21 protein-coding genes are annotated in these 24,704 nt (G+C 33.6%); 8 read left to right on the forward strand and 13 right to left on the reverse strand.

Going from position 1 to position 24,704, the window contains the following annotated elements:
• Window positions 1–9: 9 nt before the first annotated feature.
• From BK054_RS16290 to BK054_RS16300, 3 genes are all read right to left on the reverse strand, one after another.
• A complete protein-coding gene (locus BK054_RS16290; protein ID WP_071307560.1) occupies window positions 10–3,495 on the reverse strand; it encodes a TonB-dependent receptor in 3,486 nt (1,161 codons plus the stop codon).
• Between the two features lie 152 nt (window positions 3,496–3,647).
• Window positions 3,648–4,577, reverse strand: coding sequence for a FecR family protein (locus BK054_RS16295; RefSeq protein WP_006258190.1), 930 nt, complete (start codon window positions 4,575–4,577; stop codon window positions 3,648–3,650).
• A 95-nt stretch (window positions 4,578–4,672) separates the two neighbouring features.
• The gene (locus BK054_RS16300; RefSeq protein ID WP_006258191.1) at window positions 4,673–5,212 is read right to left on the reverse strand and encodes an RNA polymerase sigma factor; all 540 of its coding nucleotides are present in this window, start codon (window positions 5,210–5,212) and stop codon (window positions 4,673–4,675) included.
• Window positions 5,213–5,956: 744 nt separating this feature from the next.
• Here BK054_RS16300 and BK054_RS16305 point away from each other — a divergent pair.
• The 5 genes from BK054_RS16305 to BK054_RS16325 all read left to right on the forward strand — a co-directional run bounded on the left by BK054_RS16305 (window position 5,957) and on the right by BK054_RS16325 (window position 13,643).
• Window positions 5,957–6,502, forward strand: coding sequence for a sigma-70 family RNA polymerase sigma factor (locus tag BK054_RS16305; protein ID WP_006258192.1), 546 nt, complete (start codon window positions 5,957–5,959; stop codon window positions 6,500–6,502).
• Between the two features lie 89 nt (window positions 6,503–6,591).
• Window positions 6,592–7,482 carry a FecR family protein gene (locus BK054_RS16310; RefSeq protein ID WP_071307561.1) on the forward strand — a complete coding sequence of 297 codons (891 nt, stop codon included), beginning with the start codon at window positions 6,592–6,594 and terminating at the stop codon, window positions 7,480–7,482.
• A 35-nt stretch (window positions 7,483–7,517) separates the two neighbouring features.
• Window positions 7,518–10,829, forward strand: coding sequence for a SusC/RagA family TonB-linked outer membrane protein (locus tag BK054_RS16315; protein WP_071307562.1), 3,312 nt, complete (start codon window positions 7,518–7,520; stop codon window positions 10,827–10,829).
• 11 nt (window positions 10,830–10,840) lie between these two features.
• Window positions 10,841–12,526, forward strand: a complete 1,686-nt coding sequence (locus tag BK054_RS16320; RefSeq protein WP_006258195.1) for a RagB/SusD family nutrient uptake outer membrane protein — start codon at window positions 10,841–10,843, stop codon at window positions 12,524–12,526.
• Window position 12,527: 1 nt separating this feature from the next.
• Entirely contained in the window at window positions 12,528–13,643 is a 1,116-nt protein-coding gene (locus BK054_RS16325) for a metallophosphoesterase (protein WP_006258196.1), read from the forward strand.
• A 550-nt stretch (window positions 13,644–14,193) separates the two neighbouring features.
• On the opposite strand, the gene BK054_RS16330 is transcribed toward BK054_RS16325, so the two are convergent.
• Window positions 14,194–14,757 carry a YqiA/YcfP family alpha/beta fold hydrolase gene (locus BK054_RS16330; RefSeq protein WP_006263999.1) on the reverse strand — a complete coding sequence of 188 codons (564 nt, stop codon included), beginning with the start codon at window positions 14,755–14,757 and terminating at the stop codon, window positions 14,194–14,196.
• Window positions 14,758–15,006: 249 nt separating this feature from the next.
• Here BK054_RS16330 and BK054_RS16335 point away from each other — a divergent pair, with 249 nt between their 5' ends.
• The gene (locus BK054_RS16335; protein WP_006258198.1) at window positions 15,007–15,633 is read left to right on the forward strand and encodes a hypothetical protein; all 627 of its coding nucleotides are present in this window, start codon (window positions 15,007–15,009) and stop codon (window positions 15,631–15,633) included.
• 263 nt (window positions 15,634–15,896) lie between these two features.
• Window positions 15,897–16,289 (forward strand): hypothetical protein, encoded by a 393-nt coding sequence (locus tag BK054_RS18695; protein WP_225600663.1) that lies wholly within the window; start codon window positions 15,897–15,899, stop codon window positions 16,287–16,289.
• Between the two features lie 134 nt (window positions 16,290–16,423).
• Here the strand turns inward: BK054_RS18695 and BK054_RS16345 are convergent, their stop codons facing one another.
• Window positions 16,424–16,717, reverse strand: coding sequence for a thioredoxin family protein (locus tag BK054_RS16345; protein WP_006258200.1), 294 nt, complete (start codon window positions 16,715–16,717; stop codon window positions 16,424–16,426).
• A gap of 147 nt (window positions 16,718–16,864) precedes the next feature.
• Here BK054_RS16345 and BK054_RS16350 point away from each other — a divergent pair, with 147 nt between their 5' ends.
• A complete protein-coding gene (locus BK054_RS16350) occupies window positions 16,865–17,479 on the forward strand; it encodes a DUF3267 domain-containing protein (RefSeq protein WP_071307564.1) in 615 nt (204 codons plus the stop codon).
• Between the two features lie 204 nt (window positions 17,480–17,683).
• On the opposite strand, the gene BK054_RS16355 is transcribed toward BK054_RS16350, so the two are convergent.
• The 8 genes from BK054_RS16355 to BK054_RS16390 form a co-directional block, all read right to left on the reverse strand.
• Window positions 17,684–18,712 (reverse strand): NAD(P)-dependent alcohol dehydrogenase, encoded by a 1,029-nt coding sequence (locus BK054_RS16355; protein WP_083387856.1) that lies wholly within the window; start codon window positions 18,710–18,712, stop codon window positions 17,684–17,686.
• A gap of 138 nt (window positions 18,713–18,850) precedes the next feature.
• The gene (locus BK054_RS16360; RefSeq protein WP_071307565.1) at window positions 18,851–19,564 is read right to left on the reverse strand and encodes a DUF1963 domain-containing protein; all 714 of its coding nucleotides are present in this window, start codon (window positions 19,562–19,564) and stop codon (window positions 18,851–18,853) included.
• Between the two features lie 4 nt (window positions 19,565–19,568).
• A complete protein-coding gene (locus BK054_RS16365) occupies window positions 19,569–20,285 on the reverse strand; it encodes a hypothetical protein (RefSeq protein WP_006264007.1) in 717 nt (238 codons plus the stop codon).
• A 343-nt stretch (window positions 20,286–20,628) separates the two neighbouring features.
• The gene (locus BK054_RS16370; RefSeq protein ID WP_071307566.1) at window positions 20,629–21,111 is read right to left on the reverse strand and encodes a DUF7000 family protein; all 483 of its coding nucleotides are present in this window, start codon (window positions 21,109–21,111) and stop codon (window positions 20,629–20,631) included.
• A 153-nt stretch (window positions 21,112–21,264) separates the two neighbouring features.
• Complete coding sequence (locus BK054_RS16375) at window positions 21,265–21,861, reverse strand: GrpB family protein (protein ID WP_071307567.1); 597 nt, start codon at window positions 21,859–21,861, stop codon at window positions 21,265–21,267.
• Between the two features lie 113 nt (window positions 21,862–21,974).
• Window positions 21,975–22,664: an SMI1/KNR4 family protein gene (locus BK054_RS16380; RefSeq protein WP_006264009.1), complete on the reverse strand. Its 690-nt coding sequence runs from the start codon at window positions 22,662–22,664 to the stop codon at window positions 21,975–21,977.
• Window positions 22,665–22,675: 11 nt separating this feature from the next.
• Complete coding sequence (locus tag BK054_RS16385; RefSeq protein ID WP_071307568.1) at window positions 22,676–23,815, reverse strand: hypothetical protein; 1,140 nt, start codon at window positions 23,813–23,815, stop codon at window positions 22,676–22,678.
• Between the two features lie 6 nt (window positions 23,816–23,821).
• The gene (locus BK054_RS16390; RefSeq protein WP_006258209.1) at window positions 23,822–24,589 is read right to left on the reverse strand and encodes a sulfite exporter TauE/SafE family protein; all 768 of its coding nucleotides are present in this window, start codon (window positions 24,587–24,589) and stop codon (window positions 23,822–23,824) included.
• Window positions 24,590–24,704 lie beyond the last annotated feature (115 nt).

Below are 24,704 nucleotides of genomic sequence, written 5' to 3' on the forward strand. Positions count from 1 at the left end.
TTGCTTGTTTTAAAAAGTAATATCGATTCCTAAAGAGAATGTTTTTAACATCGGATAACGCATTCCATTACCAGCGTTTGGTGACAATTCTGGATCTGCTCCATCAATTACTTCAGGGTCCATTGTTTTTAAGACTCTAAACATGGGTGAATAGGTCCATAAGTTTTGTCCTGAAAAGAAAATTCTTAGACTCTCTATTTTATTCTTTTCTAACATCTGTTTGGGAAAGTTATATCCTATTGTTAAGTTCTTTAAGCGGATATAAGCTGCATTTTGGATATACTTGCTTTGTTGTACTTGTAGCTCTCCTCTATTGTTAAGAGCAACATACCCTCTCATCCTTGGAAAATAAGCATCTGGATTCTCTTCAGACCACATCATATCATTCATTTTTGTTGGATGCCAACTGTATGGTCTATTGTATGCACCCCAAAATAAAGAGTTGTCTGCTCCAGGCCAAAAATCGCGTTTACCTACACCTTGAAAAAAAGCAGATACGAAGAAATTATTCCACTCTAAATCAGTATTAAAACCGAAGTTAAAACGAGGTGCTGAATTTCCAATAATTTTTCTATCTCCAGGGTTATCTACTGTATTATCGCCTATATTAATTACTCCATCTCCATTTAAATCTGCAAATTTGATATCTCCAGGCATTAATATATTTGCTGCAGAAACACGGATATAGCTTTGATCTGCATGATTATTAATATCATTCTGATCAATAAAATAACCCGCATTTTCAAATCCCCATATTTCTCCTATCTTCATTCCTTTGTAATATGTATCTAATGAATTTGTTGGATTATTAAATTTTGTAATCTTAGACTGATTGTCTGAAAGAATAAATCGGAACTTATAAGTCAAAGGTTTATTAAAGTTGATTTTATCTCTCCAAGCAATCGACAACTCCCATCCTTTTGTTTCTAAATCAGCATAGTTTCCTTTAGGTTCTGTTGCTCCAAATACTTGTGGCAGAGGCGTACCTTGTGTATACATATCTGTTGTAACTCGTTTGTACCAATCAAAAGAGGTTGTTAATCGTCGGTTAAACCATTCTGTATCAAAACCAATATTGAATGTAGTAGCCTTCTCCCATGTTAATCCATTAGGAATTACATTTGGTTTATTGGTATACAATGGATTTTTTCCGTTTAATAAAACATTTAATTGATTAACAGACATCGTTTCTAAATACTGATAAGGAGAGATATTTCCATTTCCTAATGAACCATAAGAAGCTCTGAATTTCAACTCAGGTAAAATATCTGCTAAACGACTGTTTTGCCAAAAGTTCTCTTGTGATAAACGATACCCTACAGAAGTTGATGGAAAGAACCCCCACTGTTGATTCTGTGGGAATTTTGAAGAACCATCATATCTCCCGTTTACTTCTATAAAATACTTTTCTCTGAAATTATAGTTCAATCGAAAGAAAGCCCCTAAAGTCGCCCATTGATAGCCTCCTCCTTTTAAAACAATATTCTCTCCAGTTGCTAAACCAAAATCAGGTAATAAAGAATTCGTTAACTCATTGCGTTCTAAAGTGCGCTTGTCTAAACGCAATTTTTCGTAATTATATCCTACTAATCCTTTCAAATAGTGACTACCGAATTGCTTTTTATATTCTGCATAAAGATTCATCCCCTTATAAGTCGTTTTCTCTTGCAACTCTTCTAACTTATTCTCTCCTCTTTCAAGTAACTCTCCTGGTTTGGTACTATATGGCACTGGAGTATATTGTTTCGTTTCTACTTCATTTAAATTTCTAAAAGTAAAATCTCCATATAACTTCAAATCATCTTTAATTACGTCAGCAACAAAACTTGTTGTATTTCTCAATTGTTGTCTGTTTGTATCTGAATAATTTCCTCCTGAAACAAAACTACCAAATACAATTGCCGCATTGTGTGTTAAGGTTCCATCAGGATTAAACATCATCGCTACAGGGAAGGCCTCGTCTGATATTCTACGCCAAACTGGTGTATCTGAAGGGTGATTTAAGATTGGAAAGAAATAATCCATTTCAGCATATTCAAAGTTATTTTCTAACTTCAACCAACTTGTTGCTTGTAAAGACCCTTTTCCTCTTAAATTATACATATTAAATTTATCGGAGTTATATCTAAAAATACCGTCTTGAGAATTTATTCTACCTGATAAGTAATAGCTTGCTTTTTCCCCTCCACCACTAGCACTTAAATTATACTCTTGTGCTGTAATCATATCTGCATACAACTCTTTCATCCAGTCTGTATTTCCATAGTACACATATTTTCCAGTTACAGGATCAATATCTACTTTACTCAAACTTGGGTTTTCGTCATGTTCCTTTAGTTGTTGCAAATATTCCATAGAAAAAGGAAATACGCTATTTGCTTTAGACGGATGCATTTTGTAATCATTCCAAGAATAATAAGCGTCGTCAAATTGTTTCGCCCATTGGTATCCATTAGTCACTAAATCAGGTTTAACTGTATGATCTAAAACCGAAAAAGAGGTAGAAAAGTTAATCTTTGACTTTTCATTTTCAGATGCTTTAGTGGTAATTAGAACTACTCCAAAACTTCCTCTTGCTCCATAAATAGCTGCAGAAGCAGCATCTTTAAGAACAGATACACTTTCTATATCATTGGGATTTAATAAAGAAGGATCACCAGGTACTCCATCTATTAATACCAAAGCATTCCCTCCTCCTCCAATTGAAGTTGTACCACGCACATTAAATGTTGCACTTCTGGTAGGTTTTCCATCTCCTATGATAAGGTTTAGGTTTCCTATTTCTCCTTGTAATGCTTTAGCTACATTAGAAACAGGGCGATCTTTAAACACCTCTGCTCCTACTTGATCTACAGCTCCTGTAACATTTACTCGTTTTTGCTTTCCATATCCCACCACTACTACTTCATCTAAATTAGTTTGGTCTTCTACTAAAGCTACTTTTAAATTAGTAGCTGCTATTACTTCAACTGTTTTATATCCAATAAAAGAAATTTGTACTCTATCTTTTCCCACTACAGCATCCAAAGCAAAATTTCCGTCCAAATCTGTACTTACACCTTTGTCCGTTCCCTTTAATATAACTGTAGCTCCTGGGACCCCCAATCCTTGTTCGTCCATTACAATTCCTTTTATCTTTTGTGTTTTTACTTCTCCTAATTTTACAGAGATAGTTGAACCTGTAATTTGATAAGTAATTCCATATTGTTTAGACATATAATCTAAAATACCTTTTATGTCTTTAGCGTCAATATGCATATCCACTTTTTTGGTCAAAGCGGTTACTTTATCACTATAAATTAAAGTGTAATTTGATTGTTTTTTAATGGCGTTAAAAACATCTGTAATAGAAGCTTGATTCAACTGAATTGAAATCGGTGTCGCTGCTTTTTGTTGTGCATAAGTGTTTTCTGCACTTAATAAGTGTAAAAAAAGCAAAGCAGTAGCTAATGGAGTATATAATTTCTTACCTCCTTTGAATAATTTGAGATACATAATTGTTATCTTTGTTTTTTAGTTAATTGTTCTGCTGGATAATTAATTATCACTTCTAAACCTGTTCATCGCTGCCACTTTGTACAGGTTTTTTCTTTGTAGTTAATTGTAGTTGTGTTATTTCATTTCATAATATTGTGGTTAGACATAAACTATTTGAGGTGTACTATAATCTTCCCATCACTTTGCTTCTTATATTGAAGACCGTATATAAATTGCAAACTTTGAAGGATGTCTTCAATTTTATCGCTTGTAAAATCGCCACTAATTGTTGAAGTTGGTAAATTAGTTGATGCTAACTGCAAATGCGTATTGAAACGCCTATTCAATACTGTAATTACTTCTTGGATCCCCATTTGGTTAAATTTGACTTCTCCTTTATACCATTGATTAAACTGCTGTTCTTGTATAGTCGCTTTCTGTAATGAACTTACTGCATCTGTCCAAGTCACTTGTTCATCTTTTGCCAAAATAACCTGTTGCTTAGTTTGTTTGTCTTCTACTTTTACTTTTCCTTCATAAACACTTACTTGTACTGTTTCATTAGGACTATCGTTTACATTAAACTTTGTTCCTAATACTTGTGTTCTTAATTTAGGGCTAACAACCAAAAACGGAGTATCTCTTGAAGTGTGTTTTACTTCAAAAAAAGCTTCTCCTACTAATTGTACTTCACGAGAATTTCCGTTAAATGTTTTAGGGTAGATTAATTTACTATTTGAATTTAAGTGTACATAGGTAGAGTCACTTAAATAAAACTGAAGCTGTTGTCCTTTAACTGCAAATTGCTCCACATATTCTATTTCTTTTGTTGAAGGGAAAAGAAAATAATAAGATAATGATAAAACAATTGCTACTGCTGCTGCTATCTTATAGTACATTGCAAAAGACGTTTTTGGGACTGGTTTAATTTGAAGGTTTATTCTTCTTTTCATCCTTTCGCCAACAGCTGTACTTACATCTTTTGGAAGCACACCTTCCATTTGCATGCGATCAAAATACTGATTAACTAAAGATTCTTCTTCTTTATTACTATTTCCTTCTGCGTATTTTGACAATATTCTTTTAAACTGTTTTATCATTCTTAGTATGCTTTATACTATGATGTTCTTCTATTTTAAAAAACACCTATGTATCAAACCATACTTAACGATTAGATAATACAGCTAAACTTTACTTAACACATAATACTTAACAATACAGAAAAATGCATATCTGTAATATATCTTGTATTTCCTCGCAACAGTTTTAAAGCCTTGTTCACTTGATTCTCTACTGTACTTTCAGAGATATTTAGACGAGAGGCAATCTCTTTATAAGACAATTGCTCATAAAAACGCATTTTAAAAATAGTTAAGCATTTATCTGGTAGAAGTGAGATTGCAGTTTGATTAATTTCGTTCAATAATTGTTGTTTTACTTCTTCAAACTGTATCTCGTCAAGATCTGGAACTAAAGAAGCTATATTCTCTATTTGTACTTGATTGAAGTTTCTATTACTCAATGCTTTTGCACACTGATTTCGAACAGCTTGAAAAAAATAAGCCCTTGGTAGTTCTACATTAATGGTATTCATGCGGCTCCAATAATCAATAAAAACCTCTTGTACAATATCTTCTGCTATAACTTTATCCCTTGTTACGTTAAGAGCAAAAGCATATAACTCAGACCAATGCTTTTCATATAAAGCATCAAACATTTTCTCTTTACTTATCATTATATGTTGTTACTTTTAGTAGGTTTTCGTGTAGGATCAAATGTAATATTATAGCCTGTCTTCAATTTTATTAAATCGTTAAGATTACCACCTACTATTTATTTCATTTTTACTCGCTAAGTTTAATTAACAAACAATTCCTATTTCTTATTATTATAACATAATTATCACATTTACTTATTAATATTTTTAATTATTTATCCAGACTCTTACTTTCTTGAAATGAAGTCATCTTGACTTTTTAGTTTTATAAAACTTTTTCAGTCCTAAAGCAATGAAGTTCCACGCCATCCAACTAGAAAGTATGGTGTCGAACCTATTGAATAAAGAACGAAGGCTATATAACCAATAATTCGTTCTTTCAAAGGAATTCTAGCACTTTTATTGCCCAAAATGCCCATTTCAGGAGGAAATGTGCAAGAATACAGCAAGTAATCTTCCAGTAGACCAACATATAATAATCTCTATAAGAAGACGTCGCATAAAACGTAACAACTCCTATCTTATAGTTATTTCTTTACACTTCCTTAACCATACACTAACTTATATTCTCACTTAAACTCTCTCTCTTTTATCAGTATATCAATACTATACCTTGTAAAACACACACAATATATCCTTACAAAAACACTACTTTTTAGAAATAATGTCCTTATTACATAAAAAAGCTTAATGCTTTAGTAAAGTTAGAGAAAGAACATTACTCTTATTATAAGATAATTTTGGTCTCAAAATAATATAATAATGACTAATAAAGATAGATTCGTAAACAACTTGTATACGTCTTATTGGGAGTCTCTGTATATCTATGCTAATAACCTAACTCAAAATACTGCACAGACAGAAGATATCATTCAAGAAGTATTTATTGATCTTTGGAAGAGATTTGATACCTTACATATTGAGAATTTTAAAGCCTATCTTTATACAGCTGTTAAATATAAATGTCTAGAATATTTGCGCAATAGAAAATTTACTTCTGTAGAACTAGAGACTGCTTATGAGGCATTATCAGAATTTGAATTACTTACTGTAGAGGAACAAGAACAATTTAAACTTTACCTACTAGAACAAGTCAAATTAAAAGCTGCAGAAATATTACCAGAAAAATGTTTAGAAATTTTTCAGTTGAGATATTACAGTCTGAAGTCTTATTCTGAAATTGCTCAACTCCTAAACTTGTCAGAAAACACAGTTAAAAACCAATTAAACAAAGCATTATCCTTATTAAGAGCTAATCTTTCTTATTCTGTAGAAGCCTTTTTCTTCTTTCTTTTATTCGTTAAGTAATTGTTACCTATATTAAGTAATCATTAAATCCAGTTTTTCGCATAGTACCATTTATAGAATAGCGCACTTTATAGATATAAGCACTATTCATGGAAAACAAGATTAGAAATATTATAGATCAATATTTAAAGAAAAACTCATCTGATCAAGAAAATCAATTTTTAACTTCTTGGTTAGAAAGATTACAACAAACAGGTACTTCTACCATCGCAGACAAAGAAACTGTTGAAAACAGATTACGCAATAAAATAGTAGCTAGTCAGAAAGCACATACTCGACGCATGCGCTTTAGACGCACTGCTACCTGGGCTGCTTGTCTTACAATACCTTTATTAAGTGGTGTCTTTTTATGGAATCAATATAGTTCTTCTACTAATCTATATTATGCAGAAAAGACCACGAGTATTACTTTAGATGACAACACTATTATTATACTAGAACCTGGTACTACATTAGAAATTAACGATGAATACAATACCTCTAATCGTTCAGTAAAACTAAAAGGTACTGCCTTATTTAAAGTAGCCAAAAACAGAGATCTTCCTTTCCTAGTCAAGTCTGATCACCTTAACACTACAGTTCTAGGAACAACATTTACAGTGAGTGATAAGACTTCTAATAACCATAAAGTTCACGTAATAGAAGGAATAGTATCAGTAGAAAACCCTAAAGATTCTTCGTTAAGAATATTACATGCTAACGATAGTTTGGTATGGCATAATGATAAACTAGCTCATAATACTTTACTCGCTCAGACTTCATACTTTGACTTTAATAATATCCCTTTAGATAAAGCAATCAATCAGTTGGAAAAATACTACCGTATCCCTATCCACATTGATCATCGTGTTAACACCCAAGCCATCTTGCATGGACAATATCCAAAACATGAGTTGTATGCTATTCTGAGAAGTATCTGCTTCTTGGAAGACCTTACCTATAAAAAACAAGATAAAGAAATTTCAATTTTCAAAAAATAACTAAACATTTAAAAAACCTATTATGCACTTAAACCATGAAAAACAAATACAAAAAAATTAAGTTTCCTGTAATAGCACTAGCTTGTCTGATGTGGTCAAATATTACTCTAGGACAATCACCTTCTCAAATTAATTTAGCACTACCTAAAAGTGAATTAACAATCAATGAATTAATAAAAACAATAGAGAAACAAACTTCTATTAAGATTTACTATACTGATGAATTACCTCAGAGTACTAAGGTAAACTTTAGTAGTAAAACACTTACTCTTCAACAAATATTAAGTTCATTACAAGCCAAAGTTAATCTATCTTATAAATTAGAGGACAATCTACTTTCTATCAAAAAAGGAAACTCTTCTATTGCTTTAAGTATGCTTAAAGGAAGAGTATTGGACAACAATGGACTTACATTACCTGGAGCAACCATAGAAAACTTAAGTAATATACAGTCTACCATTACTGACTTAGATGGAAACTTTGATATCAAAGCAAATCCAAATGACTTAATAAAAGTCTCTTTTATTGGTTTTCAAGATCAAATGGTAAAGGCTTCTTCTATGATGAATATCAAAATGAGAGAAGAAGCGTCTAATCTAGATGAGATTGTAGTAATTGGTTATGGGACAGCTAAGAAGAAAGATATTACAGGTTCAGTAGGACAAGTTAGTGGAGATGCAATAGAACAGCGAAATACAACACAGCTTTCGCAGGCTCTTCAAGGACAACTATCAGGAGTAATGGTAACGCGTAACTCAAGTAAAACTGGTGCTAAAGCTAATATCAAAGTTCGTGGTGTGACTACTATAGGTAATACAGATCCATTAATTGTTGTAGATGGAGTGGCACAAGATGATATGGATCAAGTAAACACTAATGATATCGAAGAAATATCTGTCTTAAAAGATGCAGCAGCAGCTTCTATTTATGGAGCTAGAGCAGCAGCAGGAGTTATTTTAATTACAACTAAACGCGCTAAAGATAACGAATTTCACTTCTCTTATAAATCTGATTACGCCTTTGAAAAACCTACGATGATGCCTAAGTCTGTTGGTTATAAACGCTACATGGAGATGATCAATGAAATGTCTTGGAATGATGCAGGTACAGCTCCTGGAGGAGAATATGGTATCTATAGCAAACAAGACATAGACAATTGGTATCAGAAGAACTTAGAGAACCCTAATAAATACCCTATTACAGACTGGCAAGATCTATTGCTAAAAGATTCTGCTGCAAAAGAAAGACACTCCTTCTCTCTTTCTGGTGGTGGTGAGCGAATTAAGACGCGTGCAAGTGTAGATTATGAGAATATCAAAGCAATTTATGATATTGAGAATTACAAAAGAATTATGACTCGTGTAAATAACAACATCAAGGTTAATGATTTTATCTCTGGAGATATTGATTTATCATATAATACAACCCAACAAACTTCCCCTGTTAATGACCCTGTATGGGAAGCTATGCGTTATGCTCCTGTATATGCTGCTACTTGGCAAGATGGAAGAATGGCTGAAGGAAAATCAGGTTCTAATGCCTATGCTAGTTTGTATCATGGAGGAACTAAAAGACATCACTCTGATAAAATATACGGAAGAGTAGCCTTGAACTTTACGCCAATTCAAGATTTAAAAGTTTCATTAGTTTTAGCCCCACAACTAGCTTTTGATAGAAGAAAGAACTTTACAAAAAAAATAGAATATTATGATGCTGAGAACCCTGAGCGCTTCTCAGGCTATATAAATGGTCATACAAACAATACTTTAATTGAGAATAGAAACGAAAGCAAAATACTGACAAAACAAGTGCTTGCTACTTACACTAAAGATCTAAAAAAACATAGTATTAATCTATTATTAGGGTATGAAGATAATTATTCTTCTATAGATAATTTAGGCGCTAAAGCAATGAATATGGAATTGCCTAATTTTCCATATTTAGACCTTGCTCCTGTAGAATTTATGACTAACTCTGGTGATAAAACAGAGACAGCTTATCAATCTCTTTTCTCTAGATTAATCTATTCATTTGACAACAAATATCATTTGCAAGCTAATATTCGTAGAGATGGTTCTTCACGCTTTCACAAAGATCACAGATGGGGGATATTCCCTTCTTTTTCTGCAGGATGGACAGTATCAGAAGAAAACTTCATGAAAAACCAAAATGTAATAAGCTACTTAAAACTTAGAGGTTCTTGGGGTACTCTAGGAAATGAACGAATCGGAAACTATCCATATCAATCTTCAATCAATTTTTCTAATACCTTATTCTATAAAGACAACCAGATTATCTCTGCTCTAACTGCTGCTCAAACGCAATATGCTATCCAGAACATCACTTGGGAAACAACAGAATCAATTGATTTTGGTTTGGATATTAATTTCTTAAGAAATCGCCTTAGTATCACAGCTGATTATTATAAAAAGAAGACACGAGATATGCTATTAGAGTTAGAGATTCCTGCTTTTATGGGATTTGAAAACCCTCAACAGAACGCTGGTAATATGCACACTGAAGGTTGGGACTTAGATATTAATTGGCGAGATCAGATTGGTGACCTAAAATACTCTATAGGAGCTAATCTATCAGACTCTAGAACCACTATGGGGGATTTGGGAGGACGTATCGTTATGTCTAATGGAAAAATCATAAGACAAGGAACTTCATTTAACGAATGGTACGGATATATTTCTGATGGTCTATTTCAAAATAAAGAACAAATAGATAATAGCCCTAAACTATCTAATGCTGTAAAACCAGGAGATATTAAATATCTAGATATAAGTGGACCTGATGGTGTTCCTGATGGAATCATATCACCAGATTATGATCGTGTGCCTTTAGGTTCTTCACTACCTCGTTACATATTTGGTGGACATATTAACCTTGATTACAAAGGAGTGGAATTAGGAATAGCTTTCCAAGGAGTTGGAAAACAAAAAAGTCTATTGACAGAAAACCAAATCAGACCTTTCCAATCTTCATGGACAAGTCCAATGCAAGAGATAGATGGTCAATACTGGAGCCCATACAATACTGTGGAACAAAATCTAAATGCTAAATACCCTAGATTATCGCATATAAGCGCAGAAAACAACAATTATAAAATGTCTGATTTCTGGTTAATTAATGGAGCTTATTTCCGTATTAAGAATATCACTTTAGCTTATAATTTCCCTAAAGATTTAGTAAACTCAGTGCATTTAGACAAGCTTAAAGTATTTATTTCTCTAAACGACTATTTTACATTCAGTAATTTTCCAAAGGGATATGATCCAGAATCAGCATATAATGCATACATCGCTAAATCATTCAACTTCGGGGTATCTGTTAACTTCTAATATTATCTAAAATGAAAAAAATACTTTATATACTTAGCTTACTTATCTTTACATGCAGTTGTGCTGATTTAGATTTAAACCCTCCTTCTAGTGCTTCTTCAGAAAATTGGTATTCTGATAAAAATGAATACGAACTTTCTATTAATGATTTTTACAGAGAATACCTTTGGAATCTTGAAACAGGCTGGGCTGGTGAACGATTAACAGATAACTGGTCTCAAAGACAAGTAATGAATGAATATGCTGCTGGTACCATTAATAGTGAATGGGGTACAAGTGCTGCATTGTGGAAGAATACTTATAAAGGAATTGCTAGAGCAAATACTATATTAGAAAACTTAACGCAAAACAGAGGTAATCTATCAGAAGTAGATAGAAAACAGTTTGAAGCTGAAGCACGTGCCTTTAGAGCTATATTCTACGGTAGATTACTGTTTTTCTTTGGCGATGTTCCTTTTTATACTCAAACGCTTACGATAGAGGAGGCTTTCAAAATGGGAAGAACTGATAAAAAAATTATTTTACAAGAAGTGTACAATGATTTTAACTTTGCAATCAATAACCTACCTATTAAGTACAATGGAACACAGAATTCAAGATTGACAAAAGGTGCAGCATTAGCGTTTAAGGCAAAAACAGCATTAAATCTTCACGATTATGAAATAGCACGTAAGGCTGCTGAAGAGTGTATAAAACTAAATAATTATAAGCTACACAGTAATTATGGAGAATATTTCCTTTCTAAAACTAAGAATTCTTCTGAAACTGTGTTTGCTATTCCACGTTCTGCTCAACATAATTCTATATTCTCAGTTAAGAATTTCTATACTAGAAATGCTGGTGGAAGCTCTGTAGCACAACCTTCTTGGGAATTATTTGCTACTTATCTATGCACGGATGGGAAAACAATAGATCAATCTCCTCTTTTTGATCCTCAAAACCCTTTTAAAAACAGAGATCCGAGATTAAAAGAAACTATAGTAGAATTTGGTACTGATCACCTTGGATATATTTATGATCCTAACCCTTACTCTACTAATGTCCTTAACACTACAACAGGTAAGCAAGTAAAAAATAAAGACACAAGATCTGTAGATACCTATGCTTCTTATAATGGATTAACACTAAAAAAAGGAGTTGATACAGACTGGTCTGATGATTCTTATTCTGATGCTGACATTGTTATTATGAGATATGCTGATGTACTACTAATGTATGCAGAGGCAAAAATAGAACTAAACCAATTAGATAGCGAAATGCTTAAAGCGTTTAACCAAGTAAGAGCACGCGCTTATAATGACTCTGGTATTACTGCTCCATTACTTACTATCTCATCACAAACTGAAATGAGAAAATACCTTAGAATAGAAAGAAGAGTAGAATTTGCTTGGGAAAATAGAAGAATTGAAGATATTATGCGTTGGAAACATGCCGAAATCGCCCTAACTAGACCAAATTATGGTATGTTAGACCCTGACAAACTAAAAAAAGAAGTAGTTGATAAAGGACTGTGGTTCTGGTCAGAAACACCAACCATAGATGAAAATGGATTACCTGTATTTGACGGATTACTTAGTAAAGGAAAAATAAAAGTATTAGCCACCAGGGCTTTTGATAAGAATAAGCAATACTTATGGCCTATTCCGTCAAAAGAAATTATTATCAATTCTAACCTTACCCAAAACCCTGGTTATTAAAATGAAGTGTTTGTATAGTTTATATTTCCAAATAGGGGTGCTTTTTTTATTAGCATCCCCTATTTCTTTTGCTCAACAATATGCGACAAAAGTAGAATTAGACCAGCCAAACTCTTGGTCTATGATTTTAATTCCTGATATTCAAAACTATTCTAAATATAGCCAAAATCAACCTATACTAGACCTTATTAATAGATGGATAGAGGCTAATATAGATCAACTAAATATTAAAATGGTACTGTGCACTGGTGACTTAGTAGAACAAGATGATGTAATCCTTCCTGGATTAAATGGAAATCTCTCTTCTAAGCAACAATGGGAGTTTATAGATAAATCCTTTACTATCTTAGATCATAAGATTCCTTATATTCTAGCAACAGGAAATCACGATTACACCATAGACTCTAAAGGAACGAGAACTACCCAATATGACAAGTACTTCCCTATAACTAAGAATTACTTAAATCAAAAACATCTTGTACAACATGGACTTAATGAGCATAACTTACCTACGCTAACGAATGCCATGTATGAGTTTAAAGGAATTAACAATAAAGATTACCTGATTGTCAACCTAGAATACGCTCCACGAAACACAACCCTAAACTGGGCAAATGAAATTCTAAAATTTAAACAATATGAAAATCATCAAATCGTCTTGTTAACACACGCCTATCTCAATCGCAATGATACAAGATTAGAAGGAGATAACAAATGGATAATCTTTGAACCTTACTTTAAGGATAAAAAAGAAAGAAAATCAGACAGAATATTACTCCCTGAATCTAATAATGGAGAACAGATTTGGAATAAAATAGTAAAAGAAACAAAGAATATGCAATTAGTCCTATCTGGACATATTTCGGGAGAAGGATATAGAGTAGATAAAAACAACTTTGGACAAGAAGTACACCAGATGCTCTTTGATATGCAATCAGAAGGTGGCGGCCATCAAGGTAACGGAGGAGACGGCTTTATAAGAATATTAGAATTCTATGACGACAATAGAACTATTAAGGTTAAGACCTTCTCTCCTCTATTTGGTATCTCCCCAAAAACAGCTCATTTAGCTCATAAAAGAGATGAAAGAAATCAATACCTAATTCATTTAGATTAATCAAATCCTTTCAACAACAAAAATCGCCAAGACTATTTCTTGGTGATTTTTTATTTATACCTCATCCTCTTAAAAACACCCTCTTAATGCCCAGTCATAAGTACTTCCTGTCATTTCTATATTACAAGTCCCAATACTATACTGTTCAGATCATCTAATATTAAATTCTGAATACTAGCCAAAGTTACTTTCACTCTTAAAACTCTCTTCCTAAAACCCTCCCAAAACCTTAAAATTGCGATGATTTAAAGTGAACTTATAATTTACATAAACACTGACTTCTTTGTAATGCTTGGTTTTAATTATTTGTATTTAATTAGTTTGCTCTGAAGTAATTACCTTAAACCATAGCACCCTAATATAGCAAGTACTTATTCCTCTGATTCTTTTTCTATACACATAACTTACATACACATCTAAATCTTCTAAAGGTTAAAATAAATTCATCTTTGATAGTCCAATAAATACTATTAAAAATCAAACCTTTTAATTACATCCAACGAGCGTGCAAAACATCTAAAAAAAGCAACCCTCAGGTTGCTTTGCTATTTTAGTTTACTTCTACTTCTGGTCTTACACTCTTATTGACTATATAACCTATTATATACCCCACATAATTGATAAACCCTTCTAACCTGTGATTATCCTCTACATAAATCACAGTACTATTAGAAGCATTATTCTTTACATTAAAATTACTAAAGTCAATTACCTCATCTTCTTTAGCCATAATCACTAAAGCATCCTCTACATTATTTATTTTTATTAAACTCTCTTGAAGATTCTCTGTAAACTGTAGATCCGCATTAAGACGTTTATCATAATCTAGCAATGGACTAGTTAGTACTAATATTGTCTTTAACCCTAGCGCTTTTCGAGCTTCTCTTACTTGGTACGCTAAATTAGCTCCTGTAGAGTCTCCTACTAAAATGATCTGTTCAATCTCTGCTGTCTGTCTTACAGCTGTTTGTAATAACAACTTAAAATCTGTGTTCTCATCCCATTCAAAGACCGCAGCCGGAAAGTCTGGTAAAGACTCCTTTATGTTATAAAATTTACGTGATTCTCTGTTTGATCCATATCCATGGATATATAATAAAAAAAGGTTGTCCATTGTTTGTTATTTAATTAATCGATAATAATCATCTATACTATCGCAGGCTAAATGTACAGTAATCCATTACATATACAAGCTTTTTTTATAAAAAACATTTTAAAACACACGATAAACAACGTTTTCATCAATGCACAAAGAAATATTATTCGCATTATTAACATTTCTTACTTAAATTAATTTGTATCTTGGAGGAAGATTTCTTACCCACTCAACTAACGATAATGTAACCAAAAAAACAAAACCGTTATGAAACAAGCGAATCAACAAGTGCTAAATGCATTATTATCTCCTGAGGAGTACACGCGTATTCTACAAAGTACTAAAGATACCATACCTGAAGATGCCTTATTTAACTTCTTGCTTAAGAACAAAATCTTATATGAAGTCAATGCTAATGCTCCGCATCTAGATAGTGATGCCATTTCTTTTATCAGCCAAAGAATGAATACACTAGGTGAAGATTTCGTAATCAATGAAAAGAAATTAGACAAAAAAGTCTCTAAAGCTGTAAAAAAAGAAAAGATTGACAAAGGAGAAGCTCTTGCTTATATGATTAATCAAATCCGTAAGAAACTACCTAAGAATTATACGGTCTGCAATTTAGAGAGAGGAGATGAAGCTTATTATATAGGAGTAATCAAGAAAAAAGAACTCAAAAAGATAAGTAAGTTGAACCTTGACTTTGGGGTATTCCATAAATTTATAACAACACCTGATCAAGAGCCCTTCTATGTTATAGAATGCTCGTGTGGTACTACTTATATATGGGAAACTCAAGAAGAAGATGTAGATCCTAGCAAAGGCGTTTGCCATAATTGTGGTAAATCATTTGCAGATCAAAATACACATCTTAGCAATGAAATAAAAGAATAAATATATCTAGGTATTGTCTATCTTTACTTTATGATTAATGTTATTTAGAAATAATTAAATTCAGTAGATTATTTATTCCGTTATTATCACTAGGTCTTCTTACTATTAGCTGTAGTAGTGATGATGATATCAAAATCACTCCACCTGTAGAAGAGGAAATTATTGATCTAACGGAGCCTCATACCTATAGTTTTAGCTCTGTATTTATAGAACAGCAAAGTACCTTCATAGATAAAGCAATTACCAATCAAGGGACAACAACCTTGGACCAAGATTGGGAAAAGAAAATAGAAGCTGTCCGACCTGTATCCATGACATTAGATGGAGAGCGTCTACGTGTAATACTAAGCAACGGTAAGGATACAAACTATGTAATCAAACTGATAGATCATACTATTCACTTTATCAGAGGTGATGGCGTTCTTCTACCAGCTGCTACACTTGCAGAGGATAATAAAAGCATTATACTATACTCTTCTTTCTATCAAATAGATGGATTAGACAAGGTTTCATTAATGACACAAAAAGAAGAAATACACGACTATCAAGCAATCGATTTATTATCTTTTACCAAACAATTCGATCATCTAAAAGATATTAAAGGAAAGTATTTACGCATTTCACTTGAGTATAAAATAGTACAAGGAGCTCCATGAGCTCCTTTGTTTATAACATCAAAAAAGCAAGTAGACCATCAGCCTACTTGCTCCTATAATATAAAATGCAATTATAACCTTTATATACTCTGATATACCAAAGTATATACACTAGGCTAACTCTTTATAATCAATTACTTCGTTATCTCTTTTACGATATCTCTTACCTCCATCACTCCAGTGTGTTTCCACAATACCTCTCCTGCTTGATTTACAAGTACCATAGTAGGAATCGCTCGTATGTGAAACTGAGCAGATATCTCCTGATGCTGATCTACATCTATACGTTGCAAATAGGCATGCTCTGTAATCTCTCCTACCGATTCATCTATTATCCTAGTCAACATCTTACAGGGTCCACACCATTCTGCAAAAAACTGTAACAATACTGGTTTATCTGTTTCTTTTAAAATCTCAGCTAACTTCATTTCTTCTTTTTTTAATTCGTTTGACTAAAGCAAAATTAGAGATCATTCTATCAAAAAGTCATATACGAATGGGAGGTTAAACAGTACAAAGCACATTATATTGTTTTTTTTCTTAATTTACATACCTAATAACCTAACTAACAGACATTGGAAGAAAATACCACTACTCCTATTCAGCTACCTAAGCCTGAAGGATTCGAAGACTATACCATAGAGAAGAAGACCATTGATCTAGGAAAAGCAAATGGGTATGCACTACTGAGCTTAATCCCTATTGCGATAGTTAATTTTGCTGGATACTATCTCGTTTGGGGAGAAATAATTAGCATTTCTACACTAAAAGGACTACATCCATTACTAGTCATGGGCTATTGCTTCTTATACATAGTCGTTATGACTCTCGGAATCGTAGTACATGAGCTTATACATGGAGCTACATGGGCTATATTTGCAAAGAAAGGATTTAAGTCTATAAAGCTTGGCTTTCTAAAAGAATATCTCACTCCTTACTGTCATTGTAAAGAGCCACTTAAAGTCAGACCCTATAGTATAGGCGCGATCATGCCAGCTATTATACTTGGCTTTATCCCTTCTATACTCGCTATATGGACAGGTAGCTTAGGAATGCTATTATTCGGCATATTTTTTACTGTATCAGCTATGGGAGACTTTATGATTATTTACCTCATCTATAAAGAAGATAAGGATACATGGGTACAAGATCACCCTTCAGAAGCGGGATACTACTTACTAAAACAATAATTAAACAAAAAGACAGCTCATAGGCTGTCTTTTTAACCCAGAATCAGTGATAGACAGATAAACGAAAAGTAATTATACAAAATAGCTCTGAATTAGTGATACAAGCATACTATAGTATGGTTTTAGAGCTAATGAAAGAGATATGAAGTAGAATTTCTTTGTAGTATTTGGCTAACGCTTATTCTGGGTTTAATATACTATATCTTAAGGTATTAATACGGCTCTACCTTTCAGTTCTCCTCTTCTCATTTTATCATATACCTCTAGAGCCTGATCTAAAGGAAACTTCTCTACTTCGATATGGATATGCCCTTGTCTAGCTAGTTCTATAACTTCCATTAGTTCTACCTCAGACCCCCAATACGGTATAGATACATTTACTCCCAATGGGACTTTTCCGAAGCCAAAAGGATAGTTACCTCCTGACAGTCCTATGATGGTAAGGTCTCCATTTAATCCCACTACTTTTGCTCCTAATTCGATAGTAGAGGTCGCTCCTACAAAGTCAAGTACAGCTATAGCTTTCTTCGCACCTGTTATCTTTATGATTTGCTCTGCAGCATCCTTATCTGTCGAATTAACAGTATAGGTAGCTCCCATTTTCTTAGCGAAATCTAATTTGTCTTGAGTGATATCGCATGCAATAATAGTAGCGCTACTAACGGCCTTTAATATCTGTAAGGCAGTATGCCCTAATCCTCCAATACCGATAACCACTACATAAGAGTCAGGAGACAGTTTATGCAACGATCTCTTAATCGCAGAATATGGCGTCAAAGCCGCATCTGTAATAGGCGCTGCTATAGCAGGATCTAAGTCTCCTATCGGCACTAATAAACGAGAAGAAGGTACTAGCATATACTCTGCCATCCCTCCGTCTAATCCTAACCCTCCTCCTGCAGCCTGACTCGCATGGTTATCACAGTAGTTCTCAGAAGATTGTTTGCATGGCTTACAATGCCCACATCCCCAAGGACCATATACTACTACGGCATCTCCTTTTTTAAATCCTTTTACACTTTCACCCATTGCCTCTACATAACCAGCATTCTCATGACCTAAGGTGAAAGGCCCAGGTACGATACCGTCATCTATCACATGCAAGTCTGAGTGACAGACTCCAGCACCTGCTACTTTAATTAATACTTGCTCTCCTGTAGGTACAGGAATAGGCATATCATCAACGATTTTCACATCGTGTAGTCCTAAAAAACGTACTGCTTTCATTTTCATAATTATGGTTTTAAGTATACTCACTAAGTTACAAAAATGGATTAAAAGAGTCAGTTTATATCCGTTCTCTATACATTACACAAGTAATCTATCAATATGCTTATTAATTCACAGCACAACTACACAATACGCAATACATTAATAGAAATCATAATAGATGCTCCAACCCTTTGATTGTTTATTATAAGCAAACATAAAACTTCCATTATCTACTACATTCAGATTCACTTTTTCATTAGTCGAGATTTGGAATACAAATTCGTGTCCCTCTCCATACTCTTCATCTACTCCGATACCCGACTGACAGTAAGAAGGATACCCTCCTAACTTCGTGTCATAACAATGTGTGTCAAACACATCGTAATAGCTCTCCATCACACCCTCATCCTCCATCTCGCAGATTCGATCCTCTTGTTCTAAGGTTAATCCTCCTCCGTCCCAGATAGGATAATCTACCTGTTCTAATCGCGGTTTTAAAGGAAATGGATGTAGAATAGAATCTTTATTAGTCAATTCCTTCTGTACAACGCCTTCTAAGGAATCATAGGTTCTAATCACCCATTTATTTCCCATCGGTTCTAATTGTTCAGGGTAATCATAAGACATAAATACCGTCAGTAACACTATCCCCTCTAAAGCCTTGGGTACAAAAGGCAGATTAGGTAAATACAATTGTAACAAAGGAATCATCTCTCTCCCTTGATCATCTAGCGGTATTCCCTCTTCTTCTTTATATGCCGTAACACGAGCAATCCAAGATTCTTCAATGGTATTTAGCGGACGAAAACCTCCTACTTCAAAGGCTGTGATAGTACGTCCTATCTCTTGTTTTAGTTGTTCTATTGTTTTCATAGTCTTAAGAATAAGTATTAAGGCAAATGACGGTGTCCTCTTTCTCATTATAATAAAGTACGCAGTCATTGCCATCTGTAAAGAACTCACACCCTATCGTCATCCCTATAGGGGGATAATTTTCTGATATAAAAGAAGCTGGAGCTATCTCACTTAGTTCGTTATAACGCAAGGTAGTATCAAAATCCTCGTCTCCCACTTTATACACATAAGGGCTAGGATCTGCCTTGCCAAAGCCATCTATTAATTGTCTATATTTAGCAAATTGTCCTGTTTTCTGAAAAACTAGTTTGTTTAAAGAATAGGCATAGAAGAACTCTAGATAGGTCTCTAGATCTAGCTCATCATCAGCTAAGTCAGTCACTAAAGGTATTACCCTCTCCGTATAGTCTTCTAGAGACATCTTCGCTTTAAAATAATAGTCTGCATTTGTCCAGAACTCTTCTTCTAATACAGAAGATACGGCCTGAGCCACTTTATGTCCTTTATATAGAGTGATATCTCCACTAAATACATACTTTCCTTCTTTTAATGAGAAACAAAAATGATCAAATGAGTTCTGATCAGAATTACTTTCATCATTTGTCCAGATACCATTATGAGAGACAAAGTGTACATTCTTACCAGAAGCTAGTTCCACTGTACACAGCGGATAGAAGATTCCCCTTACTGTATCATCTATAAAGACCTCTTCAAATTTAGGGTATAACACGATTTCCATTGACTTTCTTTTTTCTAAAATAAAACACGAAAATACATTTTTAAATCTGCTTTCACCTTAATGAAAACAGCTATTTTAGAGTAGTATTATCACAGTAGTACACCAGTCTAACTACTTCTGAAGAGTGTACTTTCTTCTTAAAAACATACAATACAGTTAGTGGAGATCAAAGAAACTGTACAGTCATAGTAGGACGAGACAGGATAAGTCCGTAGTGAGTCCGTTATGAGTCCGTAGTGAGTCCGTTTTTTTAGACAAAATAACGGACTCACTACGGAATGATATTACAGCGACTATAGGCTCATCCAAAGCAAAATATCAACTACATACAAGCATCACAAGATTATAATACTTGTAGATAGTCTATGATTTCGTCTATATCACGCTTTGCATGAGTAGCTATCGTTTCGAACAATTCCTTCTCATTATTAAAGTCAGGATTGTCTACTAAGACTGTTTCTAATACACTATACATAGGCATCTGCTCCACTCCCTGATTCCACTTACTATCTTTTAATAACTGCCAATATCTATCTTGTATTTCAGCATTTTGTCCCATGAGCCATAACTCAAAACGCATCTCAGCATGATTTAAGACAATCCCAAAACGCAATAGCTCTCCTCTTAAATACTCGTTATAAAAAGGAAAATAGGTATAATCCATATAACCCGGAGATACATTGCTAAACTTAAACCCTGTATAGCGACTATCTCTTTTTTCTAAGTGAGCTTTTATACGCATTACTAGGGATAATAGGTGTTTATATACTATAGGTACTTCCTCTCCTTTTACTATTTGCTGATATGCTCTTATTTTATTATTCATCGTATTGTATTTAAATTAAGATATATATAAAGTAAAAAGCCGTAGTCTTAAAATAAGGCTACGGCTTTTATGCGAATTAATAATAACTTTCTTTTGTTTTTTTAACAAATACTAATATAGTAAATAATTTTAACATTTAAAGAAACATTATTATTACTTTTTATTTAAAAACCATTTTATAGACTTAGCTTCTTCTGTTTTTATAAAACTATCCTTACCTTCATTATAATGATTTCCATCTCTCCACTCCATTGTGCTCAGTTTTTCTTTTAATTCTTGATATGCCTTTTTCACAGCAGGATGTGCCCTTAGGTAATCTCTAAAAGCGATATGACGTGTCCAGTTCATGTTATCCACTGGGATAGCATGTATATTCGCTACTCTGATATCGTGATTATGTAATGCTTCAGGCACTTGTTCTCCTATTCCTATCTGAGTAGGAAATCCATATACACTAGGCTCTTGATCTAACTTAACAAAAAAACGTCTGTAAGGCATATCTTCATTGTATAGTTCATAATAGATATACCCTTTTGCAGTCATGAGGCTAGACAATTTATCCAAATCTTCTTCTGATTTTAATCCTATCATAATATCGATAATAGGCTTAGCAGATAATCCCTCTACAGAAGTACTCCCGATATGCTCTATCTGTACCTCTAGATGGCTTAGCACAGGAGCTAATTCTTCTTTTATAAGATCAAACTTTTCTCTCCACAGGGGATTGTATTTCTCAAAACTAACTTTCATTATTCTACGATCTATTGGGTTCTATTCAATACAAAGATACTCTTCACTCTTTAAGACACTTTAAACTAAAGTCAAAAAAAGCACCAATAAACAATATTGGTGCTTCAACTATCTTATTCGGAGTATGGAAACGAAACATTCATCTTCTCATAAGGAATGTACTTCGCTAATATCTCTTTATACTCTGTATAGGTCAATAATCCTCTATACTTATCATTGGTATCTTCTAATCTATAATCGATGATAGGACGCTCTATTAACTCCTGTAGAAGAGCCACTTTATCCTCTGATAGATACTGTATATGTGTCTTTAGGGTAGCCCTAAGGTTTTCTATAAACTCTTGATCAGACTGATTGTTATAGGTATCTAGCTGACTCATATCCATCACGATGCGTTTAAAGATAAAGTCTCTTAAATTCTTCGCTTCATAAATAGCTTCTATATCATCGTGCCATACATATACGATAGGATAATCACCGTCTACCTCTTCATTCATCATGAAACAATACATATCCCCTGCCCCATTCTTAGCAAACGAAATAAAGTTATACTCTTCTTTAATCTCCATATAATTATCAGGGTCTCTTAGCCAGGCTATATCTTCATCAACATCCTTTAAAGGAGTCAATTCAAAGTCATCACTAAATAACAATAAAGGTGGATTATCTTTTAACTTCGGGAATGTCGCTGCATACCACATAGAGCTGTACTCTCCTACTTCTAACATATTATCCTTTTCTAACTGCTTATAAAGCTCAGGATAAACGATATTATATTTCTGTTCTAATTCTGTTATAGTCATAGCTATTCTTTTTAAAAGTCTCTATATTCATCAAACCACTGATTAGCTTCTTCTTCCGCTATTACTAAAGAGCTAAAAGAAACTAATTGCATGACTGCTTCCCAAGTATCTTCTCTCTCTGTAGTTTCGATATTCGGTAGATCATTCACGATCTCTACTAGAACTCTGATTGCTTCCTTAACTTCCTCTTTCGTTTTAGCTTTTTTGATTGTTTTTAAAGCTTCTTTATAAGCCTTTACAGCTACTTTATTGTTCTTCCCTACCCAAGAGCCAAATGGGATACTAAACTCAGTAATAAACCACTCAGGCTTCTTTAAATTAGAAACAGAAGCGTATTGAAAGGTTCTCTCCTTCTCTAATACAGTTAATTGTTTCTTTAATTCTTTACCGCCCTTTTCCTCAATATTCCAACCAATGAAATAATTTAGTTTAGACCAACTCGCTAAAGTTGGTATTCCCTCTAAGTTAGGCATATACCTCAACTCTAGACTTTCTAAATTCTCAAACTGCTTTAATTCACCTAGATTACATACATTACCAGATAGCGATATTGCTGTCAAATTAGTGAATTGCGATAAACTATTACAATCAAAAGGTTGCCCATTCACTTTAGTATGAATATTGACCTCCTTGATATGTGCTGTCGTTTTAAGTACTTGTAATCTCAAGGGAGATACAGTATTATTAGCAAACGAAAAAGACAGGGCTTCTAGGTGCTCATAGTTCTCTAAAGTAAGGTTATTGACCTTCCCTCTAATAGAGATGTCTTTCACTCCCTTGCCTAATATTAAGCGAATAGGATGATCAATAGTCACTACTAATCTTCTGATAGCTGCCTGACTAAAATCAGCCTCTGTACAATCTAGTGGTACCCAATCTAGCTGTTCCATCTCCCGAATAGCACTCCACTGGATAAATGACGTATCATCTCCGTGGTACTCCATCACACGAGGCCAATTACCTCCTGCTGGAACTTGAAACTCATTAAATACGCCCCAATTAATAGTATCCTCTCTCTCTACTAAAGCATCACATTTAGATGTTGTAACTCCCTTAGTTCCTATCGCAAAACGACCTTGTCCTGCTGTTATTTTTACTTTATGACTATTCTCTTTAGTCAGTGATAAGTAAAATGGTTTATCTCTTTCCATAGTTTCTTATTTAAACCACACTTCATATCCAAATCTACAAATAGCAATGAACATGATGAATAAAAAGATATATCTCACCCATACTTGCCCTTTTAGAATAGCCATCTTCGCTCCAAAATATCCTCCTAAACCGTTACAAACAGCCATTGGGATAGCAACCTTCCATATAATAGCACCTTTTAATAAAAATAAGCAGATACTACCGAAGTTAGTCACTAAGTTAATCAGTTTTGCATAAGCAGAGGCTTTAAAAAAGTCAAAACCTATTAAAAAGACAAACCCCATAATAAAGAACGTACCTGTAGCTGGACCAATAAAACCATCGTAAAAACCTACTACTACCGAAATGATAACTCCCCAGATATACTTCTGTCTATCTGTAATATTAGTAATCGCTTTTCTAGAGAAGTCCTTTTTGACATAAGTGAATATCCATAGGGCTATTAAGATGATAAATAACAAAGGCTTCATAAAATCATTATTCACTATCGTCAAAACATAAGAGCCTGCAAAAGCACTTCCAAAAGAGATCAAGGCTAATAGAGCAAAGTACATCCAGTTTATCTTAGTCTGCTTTAAATATTGTCTGACAGCTATAGCTGTTCCTGAAAAAGCAGGAATCTTAAGTGTACCTATCACGGTCGATACAGGGAGTTGGGGTAATAAGGCTAGGCCTAGTGGTGTTTGTATTAGTCCTCCTCCTCCTGCGATGGCATCTATAAACCCAGCACAGAAAGCAACTATTCCTAAATACAATAAGATATCTAATTCCATTTGTGTTTTATAAGTACACAAATGTAGAAGTATTACTTTATCTTCTAAAGTGTATTTTTCCTTTTTTATCTAAAAACCACTAACAATAGTTAGTGGTTTTCTTTCATTTTGTATT

Origin of the sequence: Myroides sp. ZB35 (assembly GCF_001865835.1) — a bacterium.
Lineage (GTDB): Bacteria > Bacteroidota > Bacteroidia > Flavobacteriales > Flavobacteriaceae > Flavobacterium > Flavobacterium odoratimimum.